The organism is Streptomyces sp. NPDC103540, assembly GCF_055584445.1.
Genome location: NZ_JBVJMA010000025.1, coordinates 33,496 through 51,739 on the forward strand (window position 1 = coordinate 33,496; position 18,244 = coordinate 51,739).

21 protein-coding genes are annotated in these 18,244 nt (G+C 73.7%); 7 read left to right on the forward strand and 14 right to left on the reverse strand.

All coding sequences use genetic code 11. The features are described 5' to 3' along the window. Positions 1-126: 126 nt before the first annotated feature. From ACZ6ZI_RS37650 to ACZ6ZI_RS37670, 5 genes are all read right to left on the reverse strand, one after another. Positions 127-1,068, reverse strand: coding sequence for a sterol desaturase family protein (locus ACZ6ZI_RS37650; protein WP_469528988.1), 942 nt, complete (start codon positions 1,066-1,068; stop codon positions 127-129). 140 nt (positions 1,069-1,208) lie between these two features. After that, a complete protein-coding gene (locus ACZ6ZI_RS37655; protein WP_469528991.1) occupies positions 1,209-2,432 on the reverse strand; it encodes an amidohydrolase family protein in 1,224 nt (407 codons plus the stop codon). Further along, positions 2,429-3,721, reverse strand: coding sequence for an amidohydrolase family protein (locus ACZ6ZI_RS37660; RefSeq protein WP_469528994.1), 1,293 nt, complete (start codon positions 3,719-3,721; stop codon positions 2,429-2,431). Before ACZ6ZI_RS37660 ends, ACZ6ZI_RS37655 begins: the two co-directional genes overlap by 4 nt. A 10-nt stretch (positions 3,722-3,731) precedes the next feature. Then, the gene (locus tag ACZ6ZI_RS37665) at positions 3,732-4,616 is read right to left on the reverse strand and encodes an SDR family NAD(P)-dependent oxidoreductase (protein WP_469528999.1); all 885 of its coding nucleotides are present in this window, start codon (positions 4,614-4,616) and stop codon (positions 3,732-3,734) included. A 1-nt stretch (position 4,617) separates the two neighbouring features. Then, positions 4,618-5,415 carry an acetoacetate decarboxylase family protein gene (locus ACZ6ZI_RS37670; RefSeq protein WP_363055651.1) on the reverse strand — a complete coding sequence of 266 codons (798 nt, stop codon included), beginning with the start codon at positions 5,413-5,415 and terminating at the stop codon, positions 4,618-4,620. A 131-nt stretch (positions 5,416-5,546) separates the two neighbouring features. Between ACZ6ZI_RS37670 and ACZ6ZI_RS37675 the strand changes: the two genes are divergently transcribed. The 5 genes from ACZ6ZI_RS37675 (at position 5,547) to ACZ6ZI_RS37695 (ending at position 9,318) form a co-directional block, all read left to right on the forward strand. Then, positions 5,547-6,206: a TetR/AcrR family transcriptional regulator gene (locus ACZ6ZI_RS37675; protein WP_469529003.1), complete on the forward strand. Its 660-nt coding sequence runs from the start codon at positions 5,547-5,549 to the stop codon at positions 6,204-6,206. Positions 6,207-6,332: 126 nt separating this feature from the next. Next, positions 6,333-7,310 (forward strand): DEDDh family exonuclease, encoded by a 978-nt coding sequence (locus tag ACZ6ZI_RS37680; RefSeq protein ID WP_469529006.1) that lies wholly within the window; start codon positions 6,333-6,335, stop codon positions 7,308-7,310. Between the two features lie 106 nt (positions 7,311-7,416). Continuing rightward, positions 7,417-7,650: a hypothetical protein gene (locus tag ACZ6ZI_RS37685; RefSeq protein WP_351890894.1), complete on the forward strand. Its 234-nt coding sequence runs from the start codon at positions 7,417-7,419 to the stop codon at positions 7,648-7,650. A 116-nt stretch (positions 7,651-7,766) separates the two neighbouring features. Next, positions 7,767-8,552, forward strand: coding sequence for an SURF1 family cytochrome oxidase biogenesis protein (locus tag ACZ6ZI_RS37690; protein ID WP_469529010.1), 786 nt, complete (start codon positions 7,767-7,769; stop codon positions 8,550-8,552). A gap of 10 nt (positions 8,553-8,562) precedes the next feature. Next, positions 8,563-9,318 carry an SDR family oxidoreductase gene (locus tag ACZ6ZI_RS37695; RefSeq protein WP_469529012.1) on the forward strand — a complete coding sequence of 252 codons (756 nt, stop codon included), beginning with the start codon at positions 8,563-8,565 and terminating at the stop codon, positions 9,316-9,318. A gap of 72 nt (positions 9,319-9,390) precedes the next feature. Here the strand turns inward: ACZ6ZI_RS37695 and ACZ6ZI_RS37700 are convergent, their stop codons facing one another. From ACZ6ZI_RS37700 to ACZ6ZI_RS37735, 8 genes are all read right to left on the reverse strand, one after another. Continuing rightward, positions 9,391-9,975 (reverse strand): alkaline shock response membrane anchor protein AmaP, encoded by a 585-nt coding sequence (locus ACZ6ZI_RS37700; RefSeq protein ID WP_469529015.1) that lies wholly within the window; start codon positions 9,973-9,975, stop codon positions 9,391-9,393. 5 nt (positions 9,976-9,980) lie between these two features. After that, on the reverse strand, positions 9,981-10,505 hold the full coding sequence (locus ACZ6ZI_RS37705; RefSeq protein ID WP_469529017.1) for a DUF6286 domain-containing protein: 525 nt from the start codon (positions 10,503-10,505) through the stop codon (positions 9,981-9,983). Between the two features lie 74 nt (positions 10,506-10,579). Continuing rightward, a complete protein-coding gene (locus ACZ6ZI_RS37710) occupies positions 10,580-10,972 on the reverse strand; it encodes a hypothetical protein (RefSeq protein ID WP_469529020.1) in 393 nt (130 codons plus the stop codon). 4 nt (positions 10,973-10,976) lie between these two features. Then, entirely contained in the window at positions 10,977-11,192 is a 216-nt protein-coding gene (locus ACZ6ZI_RS37715) for a hypothetical protein (protein ID WP_363055659.1), read from the reverse strand. A gap of 29 nt (positions 11,193-11,221) precedes the next feature. Continuing rightward, entirely contained in the window at positions 11,222-11,659 is a 438-nt protein-coding gene (locus tag ACZ6ZI_RS37720; protein ID WP_363055660.1) for an Asp23/Gls24 family envelope stress response protein, read from the reverse strand. A 200-nt stretch (positions 11,660-11,859) separates the two neighbouring features. Beyond that, positions 11,860-12,639, reverse strand: a complete 780-nt coding sequence (locus ACZ6ZI_RS37725) for an enoyl-CoA hydratase/isomerase family protein (RefSeq protein WP_363055661.1) — start codon at positions 12,637-12,639, stop codon at positions 11,860-11,862. Between the two features lie 216 nt (positions 12,640-12,855). Next, a complete protein-coding gene (locus ACZ6ZI_RS37730) occupies positions 12,856-13,077 on the reverse strand; it encodes a helix-turn-helix domain-containing protein (RefSeq protein WP_007263382.1) in 222 nt (73 codons plus the stop codon). 364 nt (positions 13,078-13,441) lie between these two features. Next, complete coding sequence (locus tag ACZ6ZI_RS37735; RefSeq protein ID WP_363055662.1) at positions 13,442-15,040, reverse strand: ABC-F family ATP-binding cassette domain-containing protein; 1,599 nt, start codon at positions 15,038-15,040, stop codon at positions 13,442-13,444. A 300-nt stretch (positions 15,041-15,340) separates the two neighbouring features. Between ACZ6ZI_RS37735 and ypfJ the strand changes: the two genes are divergently transcribed. Both ypfJ and ACZ6ZI_RS37745 read left to right on the forward strand, forming a co-directional pair. Next, a complete protein-coding gene (ypfJ, locus tag ACZ6ZI_RS37740; RefSeq protein ID WP_363055663.1) occupies positions 15,341-16,231 on the forward strand; it encodes a KPN_02809 family neutral zinc metallopeptidase in 891 nt (296 codons plus the stop codon). Positions 16,232-16,310: 79 nt separating this feature from the next. Further along, positions 16,311-16,706 (forward strand): VOC family protein, encoded by a 396-nt coding sequence (locus tag ACZ6ZI_RS37745; protein WP_469529027.1) that lies wholly within the window; start codon positions 16,311-16,313, stop codon positions 16,704-16,706. A 28-nt stretch (positions 16,707-16,734) separates the two neighbouring features. Here ACZ6ZI_RS37745 and ACZ6ZI_RS37750 read toward each other — a convergent pair whose 3' ends face one another. Beyond that, positions 16,735-18,141, reverse strand: coding sequence for a hypothetical protein (locus tag ACZ6ZI_RS37750; RefSeq protein WP_469529030.1), 1,407 nt, complete (start codon positions 18,139-18,141; stop codon positions 16,735-16,737). Positions 18,142-18,244 lie beyond the last annotated feature (103 nt).

The following is an 18,244-nucleotide window of genomic DNA, read 5'->3' on the forward strand; positions in this document are numbered from 1 at the left end:
CGGCGCGTCCGCCCGGCGCGGGAGCGGCGGCGGGGCCGGGGCCGGGGCCGGATTCGGGGGCGCGGCAGGAGCCGGAGCCGGAACCGGGCGGCACGGACGGGGACGGGGTGCGGGATCCGGTGACGCTCACGCGGCGGCCTCACTCTGCGGGGCCGCGGGGGCGGCGGCACGGACGGCGGGGGTGGCGGGGCCTGCGGGGGTGGCGGGGCCGGCGGGGGTGGTGGGGCCGGCGGCGGCCGGGCCCGGCTGCCATCCGGGGCCGGCGAAGACCCGTCCGACGCGCTCGCGCCAACTGCCGGCGGCCCGTACGTCGCGGGCGATGGCGGCGTACTCGTGGGTGGCGACGCGCAGCGGGTTGTGGGTCTCGATGTTCTTGGTCAGCCCGTACACGGGCCGCTCGGTCTCGCCGACCCAGGAGCCGAACGCCCGGTCCCAGACGATCAGGATCCCGCCGAAGTTGCGGTCCAGGTAGCCGCCCTGGGAGGCGTGGTGGACGCGGTGGTGGGAGGGGGTGTTGAAGACGTACTCGTAGGGCCTCGGGAGCCTGCCCACGCGTTCGGTGTGCACCCAGAACTGGTAGAGGAGGTTGAGGCCGTAGCAGAACGGGATCACGGCGGGGTGCACGCCGAGGACGACCATCGGCAGGTAGAACCACGTGCCGGTGGCGCTGGTCCAGGGCTGCCGCAGGGCGGTGGTGAGGTTGAAGCCGCGGCTGCTGTGGTGGACGACGTGACAGGCCCACAGGATGCGGACGGTGTGGTGGAGCCGGTGCTGCCAGTAGTAGAGGAAGTCCTGCGCGAGCAGCATCAGCGGGAGGGTCCACCACAGGAACGGCACCCGCAGCGGGGTCAGTTCCCATACGGCCGTGAAGACGGCGATGACCGGGATCTTCCACAGCAGGTCGAAGCCGATGCTGCCGAGCCCCATGGTGACGCTCGTGACGGCGTCCCTGGCGTCGTAGCCGACGGCGTCCTCGTCGGGACGGAGTCGGTAGCTCACCACCTCGACGACGGTGAGCAGGACGAAGGCGGGTATGGCCCACAGCACGACATCGGGCGGATTCGGCATGCCCGCACCATAGAGCCGCTCCCGGGCCGCCGCCAGGGGTGGTTACCGATCGGTACCCCATCGATGTCACCGGCGGTCCGGCGCGGCCGGCCGGCTCGGCCCGGGGGCGCGACGGGCGCCCCCGGGCGAAGCCGGAGCGGCTACCAGACCCGGACCGACGCCCCCCGGGCGAAGGCCGGGCTCGTGGCGCCCGGCGGGACGTGCGTCAGGGGCTCGGCGATCTCCCGGACCAGGGGGCCGTGCTTGGCCGCCAGCGCGTCCAGGAGGGTGAGGTCGAAGCCGTAGACGCGGGCCGCGTTGCCGCCGACCATCGCCGCGACCTCCTCGCGGGGCAGGCCCGCGTACGCCGCGCGCAGGCCCTCGCGGGAGAACGGCGTGGTGCCCTCGTCGTGCGGGTAGTCGCTGCCCCACATGATCTTGTCGAGCCCGATCCGGTGGCGCAGCGGCACCTCGTGGGGGCGCATGAAGCTCGCGCCGACGAAGCAGTTCTCCCGCCAGACCTCGCCGGGACCCGCACCCATGGAATCGGCCAGGCCCGCGCCGAACTTGGCCTCCGCCGTGGACGCCGCCGCGACGAGCCGGCCGTGGTAGTAGTCCAGCATCTCCAGGACGCCGGGGATCCAGCCCGACCCCTGCTCCGTCAGGACCAGCTTGAGCCCCGGGTGGCGGCGGAAGGCCCCGCCGAAGATCAGGTGCCACAGCGCCCGGTGCGAGAACCAGGTCGTCTCCACCATGAAGACCGCGCGCGCCGCCGGTTCGTCCCCCAGCGGCGGCGACGCCGAGCCGCCGTGGTGGTTGACGGGGACGTCCAGTTCCGCGCACACCGCCCAGATCGGGTCGTACGCCGACGAGTACAGCTCCGGGACCGGCGAGCCCGGCGGGACGCCCGGCAGCAGGATGCCGCCCGTCAGGCCGGCCTCCTTCGTACGGCGGATCTCGGCGACCGCCGCGTCCACGTCGTTGAGCAGGATCTGGGCGACGCCCGCCCGTCGCCCCGGGGCCTGCGCGCAGAAGTCCTCCATCCAGCGGTTGTGCGCCTGGAGTCCGGCCCGGCGCAGCTCGTACTCGGCGGCCGTCGGCGGCTGGGCCATCAGGGAGGCCTTGGGGAAGAACGGGGGGATGGTGTTCGGGAAGAGGACCTCCGCGACGATCCCGTCCGCCTCCAGTTCCGCCAGCCGGCGCGCCGAGTTCCAGTTGCGGTCCGCCGTGTCGGCGAGGAGGTCCTCGTACGGGTTCACGTACGTGGCGGCCCAGGCGTCGAAGGCCTCGTGGTGGCGGCGTTCCAGGTAGGGCCGGTAGTCCGGCAGGTCGGCGCCCGCGTGGCAGTCGGCCGAGATCACCGTGTAGCGGTCGTCGTCCGTCACGGCGAGACCCCCAGGGTCGGGAAGTCGTGCCCGGTCAGCCAGTGCCGGCCCACCTCGCGCGAGCGGGCCCAGGAGGCCTCCACCGCCGGCTGGTCCGGGGACTGGCCCAGCTCGGCCGGGGTGGGGCCGATCCGGCGGGCGATCGGGGCGAGCCGGTCGGTGTCGAAGCCGAAGACCTCGGCCGCCGCGAGGCCCAGCATGCGACGGGTCTCGGCGACCGGGATGTCGTGGAAGGTGTTCTTCAGCCAGGTGCGGGTGTGGGGCCAGGTGCCCTCGGGGTGCGGGAAGTCCGAGCCCCACAGGATGTTGTCGACGCCGATCTCGTAGCGCTGGGCGAGTTCGCGGCGCTTGGTGTTGGTGGCGCAGACGAACACCTGCCGGTCCAGGTACTCGCTCGGCGGGCGCCGCAGCTCCTCGAAGGGCGAGAGCTTCTTCCCGCCGTGGGCGCCGAGGTAGAGCCGGTCCATGAACCACAGCAGGTTCGGCAGCCACCAGCAGCCGGACTCCGCGACGCCGAACCTGAGGCCGGGGTGGCGTTCGAAGACCCCGGACCACAGCAGGAACCACAGGGGGCGCGCCGGCCACCAGGTGACCTCGGAGACGTAGATGCCGAGGTGGTCGCCGTACTCGTGGCGGGGCGCGGCCCCCGAGTGGGTGACGATCGGCATGGCCGTCTCGGCGGCGGCGGCCCACACGGGGTCGTAACGGCGGTCGTGGTAGGGCGCCTTGTCCACCCACATGGAGGGGATCATCAGCGCGCCGAGCCCGGACTCCTTGGCCCGGTGGATCTCGGCGACGACCTTGTCCGGCTCCCCGGTGACGGGCAGGAGGGCGACCCCGCAGTGCCGTTCGGGGTTCTGCGAGACGAACTCCGCCAGCCAGCGGTTGTGGGCCCGCGCCCCCGCCATGCCGAGTTCGGGGTCCTGGTCGCCGGAGAGGCCGAGGCCCACGCCGAAGGGGGCGGCGGTCCGGCTGTCGACGGCGTCCGCGTCGGGGAAGACGACCTCGGCGGCCACGCCGTCGCCGTCGAGTTCCTTGAGCCGCTGGTTGACGTCCCAGCCGCCCTTGAGGCCCTCCTCGTGGTCGTGGAACCACTTCTCGGCGAAGGCCTCGTTGCGGATGCCGAGGCGGGTGGCCTCCTCGCGGCGGGCGTCGCGCTGCCCGAGGAACTCGTCGAACCGCGCGTGGAAGCGGGAGTCGAGGTAGGGGCGGTACCGCTCGGTGGGCAGGCCCGCGTGGCAGTCGGAGGAGATGATCAGGTACGGGTCTTCGTACGTCTCGTCAGGCACGGCGGGCCCCTCAGTCGAGGATGAAGCTTTCCAGGTAGGCGGGGTTGGCGCGGTCGAGCATCGACCGCGACCGGGCGCGGATCTGCCGGTCGCTGTGCTCGCTCGCCGGGAGCATCCAGAAGCGGTCGGCGCGGATGCCGTCGACGACGTGCTCGGCGACCTCCTCGACCGGGGTGAACGTCGGCTCGTGGCCGGCCGCGCGCATCGCCGCCTCGTACTGGTCGAGGCTGCGGTACGGGGTCCTGCGCGGGCGCCGCTTCGCGTACCGCTCGGGGCGGTTGCGGTGGGACTCCCACAGGCCGGTGCGCAGCATGTGCGGGCCCGGGAAGAGGACGGAGGCCCCGACGGCCGCGCCCTCCGCCCTGAGGTGGGCGTACAGGGACTCGGTCATGGTGACCACGGCCGCCTTGGTGACGGCGTAGACGGAGGCGGTGGGCAGGGGGGCGATGCCGCCGTCGCCGGAGGAGGTGTTGACCACGTGGCCGGGGGCGCCGCCCTCGATCATGCGGGGGACGAAGGCCTGGATGCCGTGGAAGACCCCCCAGACGTTGACGGAGAAGGCCCACTTCCAGTCGTTGGGTTCGTGCTGCCACATGCGGCCCTCGGCGCCGGAGCCGACGCCCGCGTTGTTGCACAGGACGTGCACGGCGCCGAAGGTGTCGTAGGCGGCGTCGGCCAGCGAGAGGACCGCGTCGCGGTCGCTGACGTCGACGGCCCGGGCGAGGACCTCGGCGCCCTCCGCGACGAGTTCCTCGGAGGCCTTGCGCAGGGCCGTCTCCTCCACGTCGGCGAGGACCACCTTGAGTCCCTCGGCCGCGAAGCGACGGGCCATGGCGAGGCCGATGCCACTGGCGGCGCCGGTGACGACGGCCACCTGTCCGGGTTCGAGTCGCATCTCAGACGCTGCCTTCCGGAGGTCCGTCGAGGATCTGCATCGGGTCGTCGTAGCGCTGGTGGAGGTAGGGCAGGAGGGCCCGGGCGCTGACGCGCTCGACGACGCGGCCCTTCTGGTCCGTGGTCTTCTCGCCGATGGTGATCTCCACGATCCGGCGTACGGGGAGGTCGGCGACGGGGTCGTACATCGACTCGCGCAGGACCACGTCACCGGTGACGTGGTCCAGCCGACGGACCCTCTCGTTGCGGGTGCAGTGGACGAGGACCGGGTCGGTCTCGAAGCCGGAACCGTCGACGGCGGGAAGGAACTTGAAGTAGAAGTCGGTCTTGAGGGTGGGCTCGGGCAGGGGAAGGGCACGGTCGACGGCCCCGCGCACCTCGACGAAGGCGATCCCGTGGCGGGCCAGGGCGGCCCGGACGACGAGGCCGTCGCGTTCGACGGTGACCTCGCCGAGCTTCTTCGGTTCGCCGAACACCTCGCGGCCTCCGGTCAGGGCGCGCTCGTGGGTCATCGGCATGACGAGGGGGTACCAGCCCTCGACGTCGCCGTGCCGGGCGGCGACGGCCACGGAACCGGCTCCGAGGGGGTAGCCGGCCAGGTCGACCTTGCTGATGTTCGCCCGTACGAGGGGCCGCTCGGCGGGCTTCAGTGGCGGGGGCAGCACCGCGGCCACCACGTCCGGGTCGCTCTCCCAGACGGCCACCACGCCGGTGGACCAGATGTCGGGGAGCTTCGCGTTCTTCTCGCGCGCCGCCGCGATCTCGGCCTCGGTCCGCGCTCCGTACCGTACGCGTGCCATGTCTCGCACCATCCCTCGTCTCGTGAGCGGGGTCGGTCGGGTGTGTAACACAGTTACACTCCCTTCGATGAAGGGTAAAGACCCCTGCACACAACAGAACTGACGCTTCGACAGATGGGTGGACCCGGGCCGTGGCGAGGAACGCGCTCACCCGCGGGGAGGTGCTGGACGCCGCCGCCGCCCTGGTCAGGCGCCACGGCCCGGCGGCCCTCACGATGCGGGGGCTGGCCTCGGAGCTGGGTACGGCGGTGACCTCCATCTACTGGCACGTCGGCAACCGCGAGTCGCTGCTCGACGCACTCGTGGAACGCACCGTGCGGGAGATGGGCGCGGTCGACCCGGTGGGGCGCACCCCGGCCGAGCGGGTCCTGTCGGTGGCCCGGTCCCTGCGGCGCGAGCTGCGCGAGCGCCCGCATCTGATCGCGATGGTCCACGAACGCGGCCTCACCGAGCGGATGTTCCTGCCCGCGCAGCGGGCCCTCGTGCACGAGGTGCGCGCCGCCGGACTGCGGGGGGCGCGGGCCGCCGACGCGGTGCGGGCCATCCAGTTCCAGATCGTCGGCTTCCTGCTGGTCGAGCGCAACCGCGAGCGCTCCCCCGCCCAGTCCCCGACCGAGGGCGACCTCTGGGACCCGGCGTTCGCCCCCGACGACCCGGCGCTCGCCCGCGCCCTGGCCCGCCCGGCGGACCCGGAGCGGTTGTTCCTGCTGTCGGTGGGGGCCCTGACGGAGGCCCTGCTGGGGCAGGGGGGAAAGCGGCGGAGCCGACCGGCGGACCCCGCCCCGCCCTGATCTCGGCCCTGCCCCCTGTGGCGAATTGAGGCTTTTGTCGCGTTCCTTGCCCGGTCGCCGACCCCTCGGTGGAGCCGGCCCGCAAGGTCGTCGGGCCATGTCTGTCAGCGGGTGCCGATATCCTCTGTGACCATGCTCGACGACCGAACGACCGCAGAGACGACGTGGCCGACCGCGTACCCCCAGGGTTACGCGGTCGTCGACGTGGAGACCACCGGGCTCGCGCGCGACGACCGGATAGTCTCCGCGGCCGTCTACCGGCTCGACGCGCAGGGGAACGTGGAGGACCACTGGTACAGCCTGGTCAACCCGCGCCGGGACCCGGGACCGGTCTGGATCCACGGCCTGACCAGTGCCGTGCTCGCCGACGCCCCGCACTTCGAGGACATCGCCGAGGAGTTCGCCGGACGGCTCGCGGACCGCGTGCTCGTCGCGCACAACGCCATCTTCGACTGGCAGATGATCGCCCGGGAGTACGCGCGGGCCTCGGTGACCGCGCCGGTCCGCCAACGGCTGTGCACCATCGCCCTGTCGAAGGAACTGGGGCTCCCCCTGCCCAACCACAAGCTCGCCTCCCTCGCCGCGCACTTCGGCGTCGTCCAGCAGCGCGCCCACAACGCGCTCGACGACGCCCGCGTGCTGGCCGAGGCCTTCCGTCCGTCGCTGCACGCCGCCGCGCGGGACGGCGTCCGACTGCCGCTGCTGGAGTGCCGCCCGCTGACGGAGTGGTCGGACAACCCGACGACGCCCCGGATCGGGCAGCAGGCCTCGTACGGCGGCGGCGCGACGTGGCGCACCCCGCGCAAGCGGCCGGCGTGCCCGCACCCCAACCCGGGACGCTTCGAGGACGGCAAGCCCCTCAAGCAGGGCATGCGGGTCGCCTTCTCGGGCGACACCTCGGTGGACCGGGAGCTGCTGGAGGACCGGGCCGTGGAGGCCGGGCTGCACGTCGCGACGAGCGTGTCGCGCCTCACCAGCCTGCTGGTGACCAACGACCCCGACTCCTCCACCTCCAAGACGGTCAAGGCGAAGTCCTACGGCACCCCCGTCGTCGACGAGGCGGCCTTCACCCACCTGCTGCGGGACGTGGCCCCCGCCGGCTGAGACGCGCGAGGGCGGGACGGGGCGCGTTGCTCCGGCCGGGTGCAGGCGCCACGACTCACCCCGGTGGATCTTGTTCCGTTCCGCCGCCCCGTCGAGCATGCGGCGCATGGCACGTTGCGAGGTCTGCGGAAACGACTACGGCATGTCCTTCGAGGTGCACGCGCAGGGCGCGGTGCACGTCTTCGACTGCTTCTCCTGCGCCATCCACCGCATGGCGCCGATCTGCGAGCACTGCCGGGTGCAGATCATCGGGCAGGGCGTCGAGGTGGACGGGCAGTGGTTCTGCGGCGGGCACTGCGCCCGCGCGGAAGGGAAGGTGGGCATCGTCGACCGCGTCTGACCCCCGGCCCCACCCGTCCCCACACCCCCTCCCCGGCTCTCCCCCACCCCCTCCCCACGACCCCGGAAGGCCACCCGGCCGCCGGGGTCCTCGTCGCTGGGGGTACCGTCGTGGGCGTGTACCGCTTCGTCCTGACCCGGCAGTGGGTGTGCCTCACCCTCGTCGCCCTCGTCCTCATCCCCGCGATGATCAAGCTGGGGTTCTGGCAGTTCCACCGCCACGAGCACCGGGTCGCCCAGAACGAACTGATCGCGAAGAACCTGTACGGCGAGCCGGTGCCGGTGGGCGACCTCACCTCCCCCGGCCACACCGTCCCCCGGGACGACTACTGGCGGGCCGTCACCGCGACCGGCACCTACGACCCCGCGCACGAGGTCGTCGTCCGGATGCGCACCTCCAACGACGACAAGGTCGGCTTCCACGTCGTGACCCCGCTGCTGCTGGCCGACGGCCGCGCGGTGCTCGTCAACCGGGGCTGGGTACCCGGCGGGGACGACCCGCGCGCCTACCCCCCGGTCCCGGCGGCACCCACCGGCGAGGTCACGGTCACCGGGCGGCTGAAGGCCGACGAGACCAGCGGTGGCAGCGGCATCAAGGACCGCAAGGGCCTGCCCGACCGCCAGGTGATGCTGATCAACAGCGAGCAGCAGGCCGCCGCCCTCGGCCGACCCGTCCTCGGCGGCTACCTGGAACTGACCGCCCCCGCCCCGGCCGACGGCGGACCCGAGCCGGTCGCCGAGCCCGACCACGACTCGATCGGCGCGCACATGGCGTACGCCGTCCAGTGGTGGCTGTTCGCCTCGGCGGTGCCGGTGGGCTGGGTGGTCCTGGTCCGCCGCGAGCGGCGCGACCGCGAGGAGGCCGCGGCCAAGGCCGTTTCGCCGGAGCCCGCTTCGGCGTAGCGTGACCCGCATGGATCTTGGACTGAAGGACCGGGTGTACGTGGTCACCGGCGCGACGCGGGGCCTGGGCTTCGCCTCGGCGCGCGAGCTGACGGCCGACGGGGCGAAGGTGGTGCTCACCGGGCGGGACGAGAAGCGCGCCGCGGACGCGGCCGCCGCGCTCGGCCCGAACGCGGTGGGCGTGGCCGCCGACAACGCGGACCCGCTGGCCGCGGCCCGCCTCGTGGCCGGCGCGAAGGAACGCTTCGGGCGCCTGGACGGCATCCTCGTCAGCGTCGGCGGGCCGGCTCCCGGCAGCGCCGCGGACAACACCGACGAGCAGTGGGCGGCGGCCTTCGAGTCGGTGTTCCTGGGCGCGGTCCGCCTCGCGCGGGCGGCGGCGGCCGAACTCGGCGAGGGCGGGGTCATCGGCTTCGTCCTCTCCGGCTCCGTGCACGAGCCGATCCCGGGCCTGACCATCTCCAACGGACTGCGCCCCGGACTCGCGGGCTTCGCGAAGTCCCTGTCGGTGGAGCTGGGGCCGCGCGGGATCCGCGTGGTCGGGCTGCTGCCGGCGCGGGTCGACACCGACCGGGTGCGGGAACTGGACGCCCTGTCCGGGGACGCGGACGCGGCGCGGGCCGGCCACGAGGCCCGCATCCCGCTGCGCCGCTACGGCACCCCGGAGGAGTTCGGCCGCACGGCGGCGTTCCTGCTCTCCCCGGCCGCCTCGTACCTGACCGGCGTCATGCTCCCGGTGGACGGCGGCGCGCGGCACGGCTTCTGACGCGTCCGCCGCACACGCGGCACCCGCCGCGGCCACCGCCCGGCCCCTCGGGGCCGGGTTTCCCGGGGCCGGTCAGGTGACGCGGCTCGCCCGGTGCGCCACCACCTTCAGGCGGACCTCGGCGGACAGGTCGGGCCGGGCCGTCGAGGCGCGGGCGTGGCCGAGCACCGGTCCCGCGAGGGCGGCCAGCGCGTCGGCGGGGACGGCGTGCGGCTCCAGCTCCAGCAGCACCCGAAGCCGCGGCGCGCCCCCGCGCCGGGGCAGGCCCCGCCGGCCGCGCCGCCCCCGCAGCGCGACCCGGCAGGCGGCGACCCCGTCGAGCGCTCCCGCCTCGGCGGCCACCGCCTCCTCCAACGCCCGGCCCCGCAGCACCGCGAAGCCCCCGTCGCCCGTGTCCACCTCCAGCGCGGGCAACCGCGCCCGGCGCAGCTGCGCGAGGAGCCACCACAGCGCCAGCAGCACGCACAGCCCGACGCCGGCGAGCACCGCCCACCACCAGGTGTCCACCAGCTCCCCGTACCGCGCACGGTCGTCGGCCGCCAGCAGAGGGGCGTGCCGGTCGGCGAAGGGCCGGGTCGCGGTGAGGAGCGTGACGCCGGCGGCCAGCAGCACGGCTCCGGCGAACGCGAGCAGGGTCCGGTTCAGCGGTGCGAGCACGCGGGTCACCTCCCGACCCGGATCCGCGCCCGGGGCGGGTGCGCGAGGCCGAGTTCCTCGATGCCGACGGCGAGTACGTGCTCCAGGTCGGCCCGTACGTCGTCCAGGTCCCGGAAGTGCGAGGTGGCCCGGACCCCGACGTGGGCGCGGCCGACCCTGACCCGTACGGCGCGGACCCCGGAGACCTCCATGGCCCGGTCCCGGAGCACCAGGGCCGCCGCCTTGCGGCCGATCCCGGCCCGCACCCCGGGGTGGGCGCTCATCGTGAGGAGCCCCCGCCGGCCGGGCAGGAGCGCGGGCAACAGGAGCGCCGCTCCGGCGAGGGCGAGCAGCGCACCCGCGATCACGACCCCCGGGTCGGCGGGGGTGTGGTGTTCCAGCAGCCGGACGAACGCGCCGTACGGGCGCGTCGCCGGGCGGTGGGCCCGTACGGCGACCAGGTCGTAGAGCAGGAGCCCGGCCGCGGCCAGCACCACCAGCGCGGTGAGGGCGGCCGGCAGGCGCCGGGGGGACCTCGGGGGCTTGCGCACCGGGCCGCGCGCAGGTCTCGGCTCGGGGCCCGCTCCGGGGCCCGGCTCGCCGGGCGGTCGCCGCGTGGGCGCGTTCACCGCAGCCGCCGCTCGCGCCCGGCGGGGGCGTCGGAGGTGCCGGCGGGGCGCAGGTGCTCGATGTCGATGTCCACCTCGGGGACGCTCATCGACGCGCAGCCCTCGACGCGTTCGACGACCCGCCGGCGGACGGCGGCGCAGCGCGCGGCGAGGTCGTCGGGGTAGGGAAGGTGCAGGCTGACGTGCACCCGGGCGATGTCGTGGTGGACGGTGACGGTGGCGTGGGGGGCGGGCAGGGTCGCTGCGCCCGCGGCGGGGGTCGGGGTCGGGCCGAGGGCCTCCCGCGCGGCCCGGGCCGCGATCTTGGCGATCACCCGGTCGGCGATGCGCAGGGCTCCCCGGTCGGCCGCCGGCACCCGGGGAGGTGTGGTGCGCGGTGGGCTCGTCACGGCCTCACCCGTGCCGGTCGTCGCGCTCGCGCGGGCCCCGGCCCTCGCGGGTCCGGCTGCGGAACAGGTCGCCCGCCTCCAGGTCCCCGTCGAGGAGGCGGCCCACGACGAAGCCGACCGCGCCGAGCGCCGCCACCAACAGGAAGGCCCCGAATCCGCCGAAGTACCCGGCGAACCCGAGGGCCATGCCGGCCAGCAGGCCGGCGACCGCCATGCTCATCGCTTGGCTCCTCTCGGCTCCGGAGCCGGCTACTGGAGCCGGGACTCGGGCTCGTCGTCGGGCTCGTCGGGCAGTTTGACGTCGGCGACGGCGATGTTCACCTCGACGACCTCCAGGCCGGTCATGCGCTCGACCGCCGAGACGACGTTCTCCCGGACCGCCCGGGCCACGTCGCGGATCGACACCCCGTAGTCGACGACGATCTCCAGGTCGAGGGCGGTCTGCACCTCGCCGACCTCGGCCTTGACGCCCCGACTGACGGCGGCTTTCGGCCCGCCCGGAACCTTGTCGCGCACGGCGCCGAAGGTGCGGGAGAGTCCGCTGCCGTTGCCCATGGCGTGGACACCGGCGACCTCGCGGGCGGCCAGGCCTGCGATCTTCTCGACCACGCCGTCGGCGATGGTCGTGCGGCCCCGGTCGGCGGGCGCGCGGGAGGCGCCCCCGCCCCCTGTCGCTGCATCGGTCATCGGCGCGCGTCCTTCCCGTGGTGCGGACCCCCGGACCACGGTAAGCGCGCCACCGCGCGCCCGCCCGGCGACCGCCGACGGGCGGGCGACGACGGGCGGGCGGGCGGGCGGGCGGGCGACGAAGGGCACGGGGCCGGACACGCCGGATCCCCCCGCCCTTGGGAGCGGGGGGATCCGGCGTCGGTCGTCGCGAGGGTGGGTCAGTCGGAGAGGCCGGCCAGATCGCGCAGGCGGCGGGCCTGGGCGGCGCGCTCGGCGGCGCGCTGCTCGTCGTAGGGGCGGGAGCCGGCCTCGCGCAGCAGCGCCTTGGTCTCGATCACGGCGTCGCGCGGGGGTGCCACCAGTGCCGTGGCGAGGTCCTTGACGGCGGCGTCGAGTTCGTCGGCCGGGACGACCAGGTTGGCGAGGCCGACCCGCTCGGCCTCTTCGGCGTGCACGAAGCGGCCCGTCGCGCAGATCTCCAGCGCGCGGGCGTAGCCGACGAGCGCGGTCAGCGGCTGGGTACCGGCCAGGTCGGGGACGAGCCCGAGGCTGGTCTCGCGCATGGCGAACTGCACGTCGTCCGCGACCACGCGCAGGTCACAGGCGAGCGCCAGCTGGAAGCCGGCGCCGATCGCGTGCCCCTGCACGGCGGCGACGGAGACGATGTCGTTGCGCCGCCACCAGGTGAAGGCCTCCTGGTACTCGGCGATGGTGGAGTCGAGGGCTTCGTCCGAACCGCGCGCCAGATCCAGGAAGGACGGCTCGCCCTCGAAGCCTTCGGGGGTGAACGCCTGCCGGTCGAGGCCCGCGGAGAAGGACTTGCCCTCGCCCCGCAGTACGACGACCCGGACGGTGCCCGGCAACGACCGTCCGGCCTCCGCCAACGCCCGCCAGAGCGCGGGGGACTGGGCGTTTCGCTTGGCCGGATTGGTCAGGGTCACCGTGGCGACCGAGTCGTCGATGGTGAGCCGTACGCCGTCCTTGTCGAGCAGAGCCATCTGGTGCCTCCGGAAGTGCAGTCGTGGCCGTGTACCGGACCTAAGTGACTGCACAGTAACCACCCGGTCGACCACGGGGCCGACCGGGGGTCACCGAAGGAACCGCGCGTAGGTGAGAATCCGCCGATCCGTCGAGACGTCGATCCATGGAGCTGTGGAACGTGAGCGTGGAGCTGTCGGGCGCCTTCGGCACCGGCCTCGGCCCGGGGGCCAGGGTCAGGCCGCAGCCGCCTTCTTGCCGCGCGTCGCGCCACCGCGACCACGTAGCGTGACTCCGGACTCGCTGAGCATCCGGTGGACGAATCCGTAGGACCGGCCGGTCTCTTCGGCCAGTGCCCGGATACTCGCACCGGAGTCGTACTTCTTCTTCAGGTCTGCCGCGAGCTTGTCGCGCGCGGCGCCGGTCACCCGGCTGCCCTTCTTCAGAGTCTCGGCCACCCGTGCCTCCTCGTGGGAAGTGCGCTCTGGACTTCTCATGATCACCCCTCCCCGGCTTCCTGGCCACCCATTCAGCAAGGTCGGTACGACCGCATTTCTCAAGCAGTGGACACACGAGCAGAACGGAATCTTCTCTTCCGCCGCATGACCTGCGTCACACTTCCGCGCGACCGGCGGGAATCTCCAGGTCAGGGGCGGGACGCCGGAACGGCGACGACCCCGGTCGCGCATCCGTGCGGATGCGGCCGGGGTCGTCGAACCACGCGCGACGGTACGAGACCGTCTCACTCAGATGATGGATCACGCCTGAGCCGAATGATCCATAAGGAACTGGATCAGCGGGTCGGGGCCGATCGGGCGGCCGTCAGGCCAGGGCGACCAGGTCCCGGTAGTCCGGGCCCCACAGGTCCTCGACGCCGTCCGGGAGCAGGATGATCCGCTCCGGCTCCAGGGCCTCCACGGCGCCCTCGTCGTGCGTGACGAGGATGACGGCGCCCTTGTAGGTCCGCAGGGCGCCCAGGATCTCCTCGCGGCTGGCCGGGTCGAGGTTGTTCGTGGGCTCGTCGAGGAGCAGCACGTTCGCCGAGGAGACGACCAGGGTGGCCAGGGCCAGACGGGTCTTCTCGCCACCGGAGAGCACGCCGGCCGGCTTGTCCACGTCGTCGCCGGAGAACAGGAAGGAACCGAGCGTCTTGCGGACGTCGACCAGGTCGAGGTCCGGGGCCGAGGAGCGCATGTTCTCCAGGACCGTGCGCTCGGGGTCGAGCGTCTCGTGCTCCTGGGCGTAGTAGCCGAGTTTGAGGCCGTGACCGGGGACGACCGTGCCGGTGTCGGGCTTCTCCGTGCCCGACAGCAGGCGCAGCAGCGTGGTCTTGCCGGCGCCGTTGAGGCCCAGGATGACGACGCGCGAGCCCTTGTCGATGGCCAGGTCGACGTCGGTGAAGATCTCCAACGAGCCGTAGGACTTCGACAGGCCCTCGGCGGTCAGCGGGGTCTTGCCGCAGGGGGCCGGGTCCGGGAAGCGCAGCTTGGCGACCTTGTCGGAGACGCGGACGGCCTCCAGGCCGGACAGCAGGCGCTCGGCGCGCTTGGCCATGTTCTGCGCGGCCACCGTCTTGGTGGCCTTGGCGCGCATCTTGTCGGCCTGCGAGTTCAGGGCCGCGGCCTTCTTCTCGGCGTTCTGGCGCTCGCGCTTGCGGCGCTTCTCGTCGGCCTCGCGCTGCTGCTGGTAGAGCTTCCAGCCCATGTTGTAGACGTCGATCTGGGCGCGGTTGGCGTCCAGGTAGAACACCTTGTTCACCACGGTCTCGACCAGGTCGACGTCGTGGGAGATGACGATGAAGCCACCGCGGTAGTTCTTCAGGTAGTCGCGCAGCCAGACGATGGAGTCGGCGTCGAGGTGGTTCGTGGGCTCGTCGAGGAGCAGGGTGTCGGCGTCCGAGAAGAGGATCCGGGCGAGCTCGACGCGACGGCGCTGACCACCGGAGAGGGTGTGCAGCGGCTGGTTCAGGACGCGGTCGGGCAGGCCGAGGGCGGCCGAGATCGTCGCGGCCTCCGCCTCGGCGGCGTATCCGCCCTTGGTCAGGAACTCGGTCTCCTGGCGCTCGTACTGCTTGAGCGCCTTCTCGCGGGTGGCGCCGCTGCCGGTGGCGATGCGCTCCTCGTTGGCGCGCATCTTCTTGAGCAGGACGTCGAGGCCGCGCGCGGACAGGATCCGGTCCTTGGCCAGGACGTCGAGGTCGCCGGTACGGGGGTCCTGCGGCAGGTAGCCGACCTCACCGGATCGGGTGATGGTGCCGCCGGCGGGCAGCCCCTCGCCGGCGAGGCACTTGGTGAGGGTGGTCTTGCCGGCTCCGTTGCGGCCGACCAGGCCGATGCGGTCGCCCTTGGCGACGCGGAAGGAGGCGGACTCGATGAGGACGCGGGCGCCGGCGCGCAGCTCGATGCCGGTGGCGGTGATCACGGAAATACTCCAGGGCGGTGGGGACGGCGGAAGGGGTGGCGGGACGCGCGTTGCTTCGACGCCGCTAATCCGCGAGGAGATTTGCCATGGGAGTCATTCTACCGGGGGTGCGCAACTACTTTTCGGGGCCTCCCGCCGCGCCTCCGCCCGGCTCCCGCCGGCCCCGACCCCCGCCCGCGTCGCCCGTTCGGCCCACGGGCGGGCCCGGGACACCGGGGGCGCGGCGGGACGAACGGGTTGATACTCGCCGCAGGAGCGGCCACCCGACCGCCCCGCTTCCGAGCCCGAGGGCGGTGCGGCATGCAGTTCGACGACAACGCCAACCTGGACACCTCCGAGGTCCAGGACGTGCGCGGCAGCCGCATCCCCGGTGGGCGGGCCACGGTGGGCGGCGGCATCGTCGGCCTGATCGCGCTGGTGCTGGGACTGCTCTTCGGGGTGGGTCCGGAACAGCTGGGCCTGTCCGACGGGAACCCGCAGCCGGTTCCGAACGCCTCCTCGGACGCGCAGGTGCAGCAGGCCTGCCGGACGGGGCAGGACGCGAACACCCGCGAGGACTGCCGGCTGGTGGCCGTGGTGAACAGCACGCAGGACTTCTGGAAGCAGGAGTTCGCCCGGCGCGGGGGCACCTACAGTCCCGCGCAGACGGTCTTCTTCACCGGCCGGGTGGGCACCGCCTGCGGCGCGGCCACCTCGGCCGTCGGCCCCTTCTACTGCCCCGGGGACCGCAAGGTGTACCTGGACCTCGGCTTCTTCAACGAGCTGCGGACGAAGTTCGGCGCGAGCGGCGGCCCCTTCGCCCAGGCGTACGTCGTCGCGCACGAGTACGGGCACCACATCCAGAACCTGACCGGCACCCTCCAGCGGGCCCAGGACGGCCGGCAGGGCGCGAACAGCAACGCGGTGAAGGTCGAGCTCCAGGCCGACTGCTACGCCGGGGTGTGGGCGCACAACGCGACGAGGACCCCGGACGAGTCCACGGGGCGGCCCCTGATCACGACCCTGACCGACCAGGACATCCGGGACGGGCTGGACGCGGCGGCGGCGGTGGGCGACGACCGGATCCAGGAGAAGTTCCAGGGTCGGGTCACCCCGGAGTCCTGGACCCACGGCTCGGCGGAACAGCGTCAGCAGTGGTTCTACCAGGGCTACCGCACCGGCGACATGGCCCAGTGCAACACCTTCCGCTGACGCGCGGCGGGGCCTGCCATGCTGTGACGTGGGTCACCGGCGCGGCGGGTGCCGCGCGTCACGAGAGGGAGTGTTCGTCATGGCAGGCGTTCCGTCCATCTACCCCACCCTGCTCTACCGCGACGCGAAGACGGCGATCCGGCAGCTCACGGACGCGTTCGGCTTCGAACGGGTCGCGGTCTACGAGGGCGAGGACGGCTCGGTGATGCACGCGGAGCTGTCCTACGGCAACGGCGCGGTGATGCTCGGCAGCAAGGGGCGCGGGGGCCGGTTCGACGAGGCGATGGAGGGGGCGGGGACGACGGGCGTCTACGTCGTCGTCGACGACGTGGACGCGCACCACCGACGGGCCGTCGAGCACGGGGTGGAGATCCTCATGGAGCCCACCGACCAGGACTACGGCTCGCGGGACTACATGGCGCGCGACGCCGAGGGCAACGTCTGGAGCTTCGGGACGTACGCGCCGCAGCTCTGAAGGCCCGCGGCGCGCACGGCCCGGGGTGCTACGCGCCCCCGGTGTGGACCTGGAACGCGGCCCGGCGGACGGCCTTGGCCAGGGCCGGGTCGGGGTGGGCGGCGGCGAGGGCCACCAGGACCTGCACGGTGCGCGGGTGGCCGACCGCGCGGACCTCGTCGAGGAGCCGGGGGACGGTGGTGCGGACGGCCGAGTCCAGGTGGCGGGCGAGCAGGTCGGCCTCGCCGTGGTCGGCGATGGCGGCCGCGGTGTCCACCCAGAGCCAGGTGGACTCCTCGGGGGTCAGGACGTCCTGGGCCTCGTCCGGGTCGACCCCGTCGTGTTCGGCGAGCCAGAGCAGGGCGTACGGGCGCAGCGCGGGTTCCCGTACGGCCGCGCGGACCTCGCGTTCGGCGGGGGCGCCGACCACGCGCAGGGCCTCGAAGGCCAGGCCGCGCAGGAGGGCGTCCTCGCCGCGGGCCGCGTGGAGCAGCTCGCTGACGGCGTGGCCGACGGGACGGGCGGCGAGCCAGGCCTGGTACTCGGCGCGGGCGGGGCCGGGGGTCAGGCGGGCGCAGCCGTGCAGCATGGCGGCGGCGGACTGCTCGATGTTCCCGGCGGGGCTCTGCGCGGCGACGCAGATCTGCTCCAACTTGACCCAGACGGCCCAACTGCCGAGCGGGGTGAGGGTGGCCTGCGCGGGGCCGAGGGTGACGGCGTCCACGGCGGCGAGCCCGCCCAGTGCCCAGCGCAGCAGTCGGGTGAGCGGCAGGGGGCGCTCGCCCGTGCCGGTGGAGGCGGCCTCGGTGCCGTAGGGGACCTCGCACCGCTCGTCGCGCAGCTCGGTGACGCGCTGGCCCAGGAGGTCCAGGAGGTCCGGGACGGTGACCGGCCCGGCGGACAGCTGGAGCAGGGACAGCAGCTGGGGCATGGCCTCGACCACCTCGGCGACGGCCGAGGGGGCGATGTCGGCGGGGGCCGGGTGGACGAGCGACCAGGCGTCGAAGAGGGCGACCCAGCCGCGCAGCACGGCGGTGTCGTCGCGGTCCCAGGCGCGCAGGCGCCAGCCGGGCCGGGCCTGGGCGCCGTGCACCTCGACGAGGCCGGAGAGCCGGGCGCGGTCCCAGCCGACGCGGATCTGGCCGTGCGTCAGGCCCAGCTCGGCGGCGGCCCGTTCGACGTCGGGGGCGGGCAGCGCGCCCGACGGTGCGGGGCGGCCGCCGTCGCCGGCTCCGAGGTTCAGCTCGGCCCAGCGGGCCAGCCGTACCGCGTCGGCGAGGGAGGCGCGGGCGCGGTTCGCCAGGTCTGCCGTGGCGGGGGTGCCCGCCGGGGGCCGGGGAGCCGGCCGGGTTCGCCGGTCGGTCACCGCCTTGCGCGCCGTGGCGACGGAGCGCGGGGAGACGAGTCGGAGTCTGGAGTCGCGAGCCAACTGCTCATCAGGCTTTCGGGACGTCACGGAAGCAGTCTCGCCCGTCACTGGCCGAAAGCCCAAACGGAACGGGGCCTTTCCACAGGTCACAGGGTGGATGAATCGGGATGATTCGCCCACAGGCTCCGGT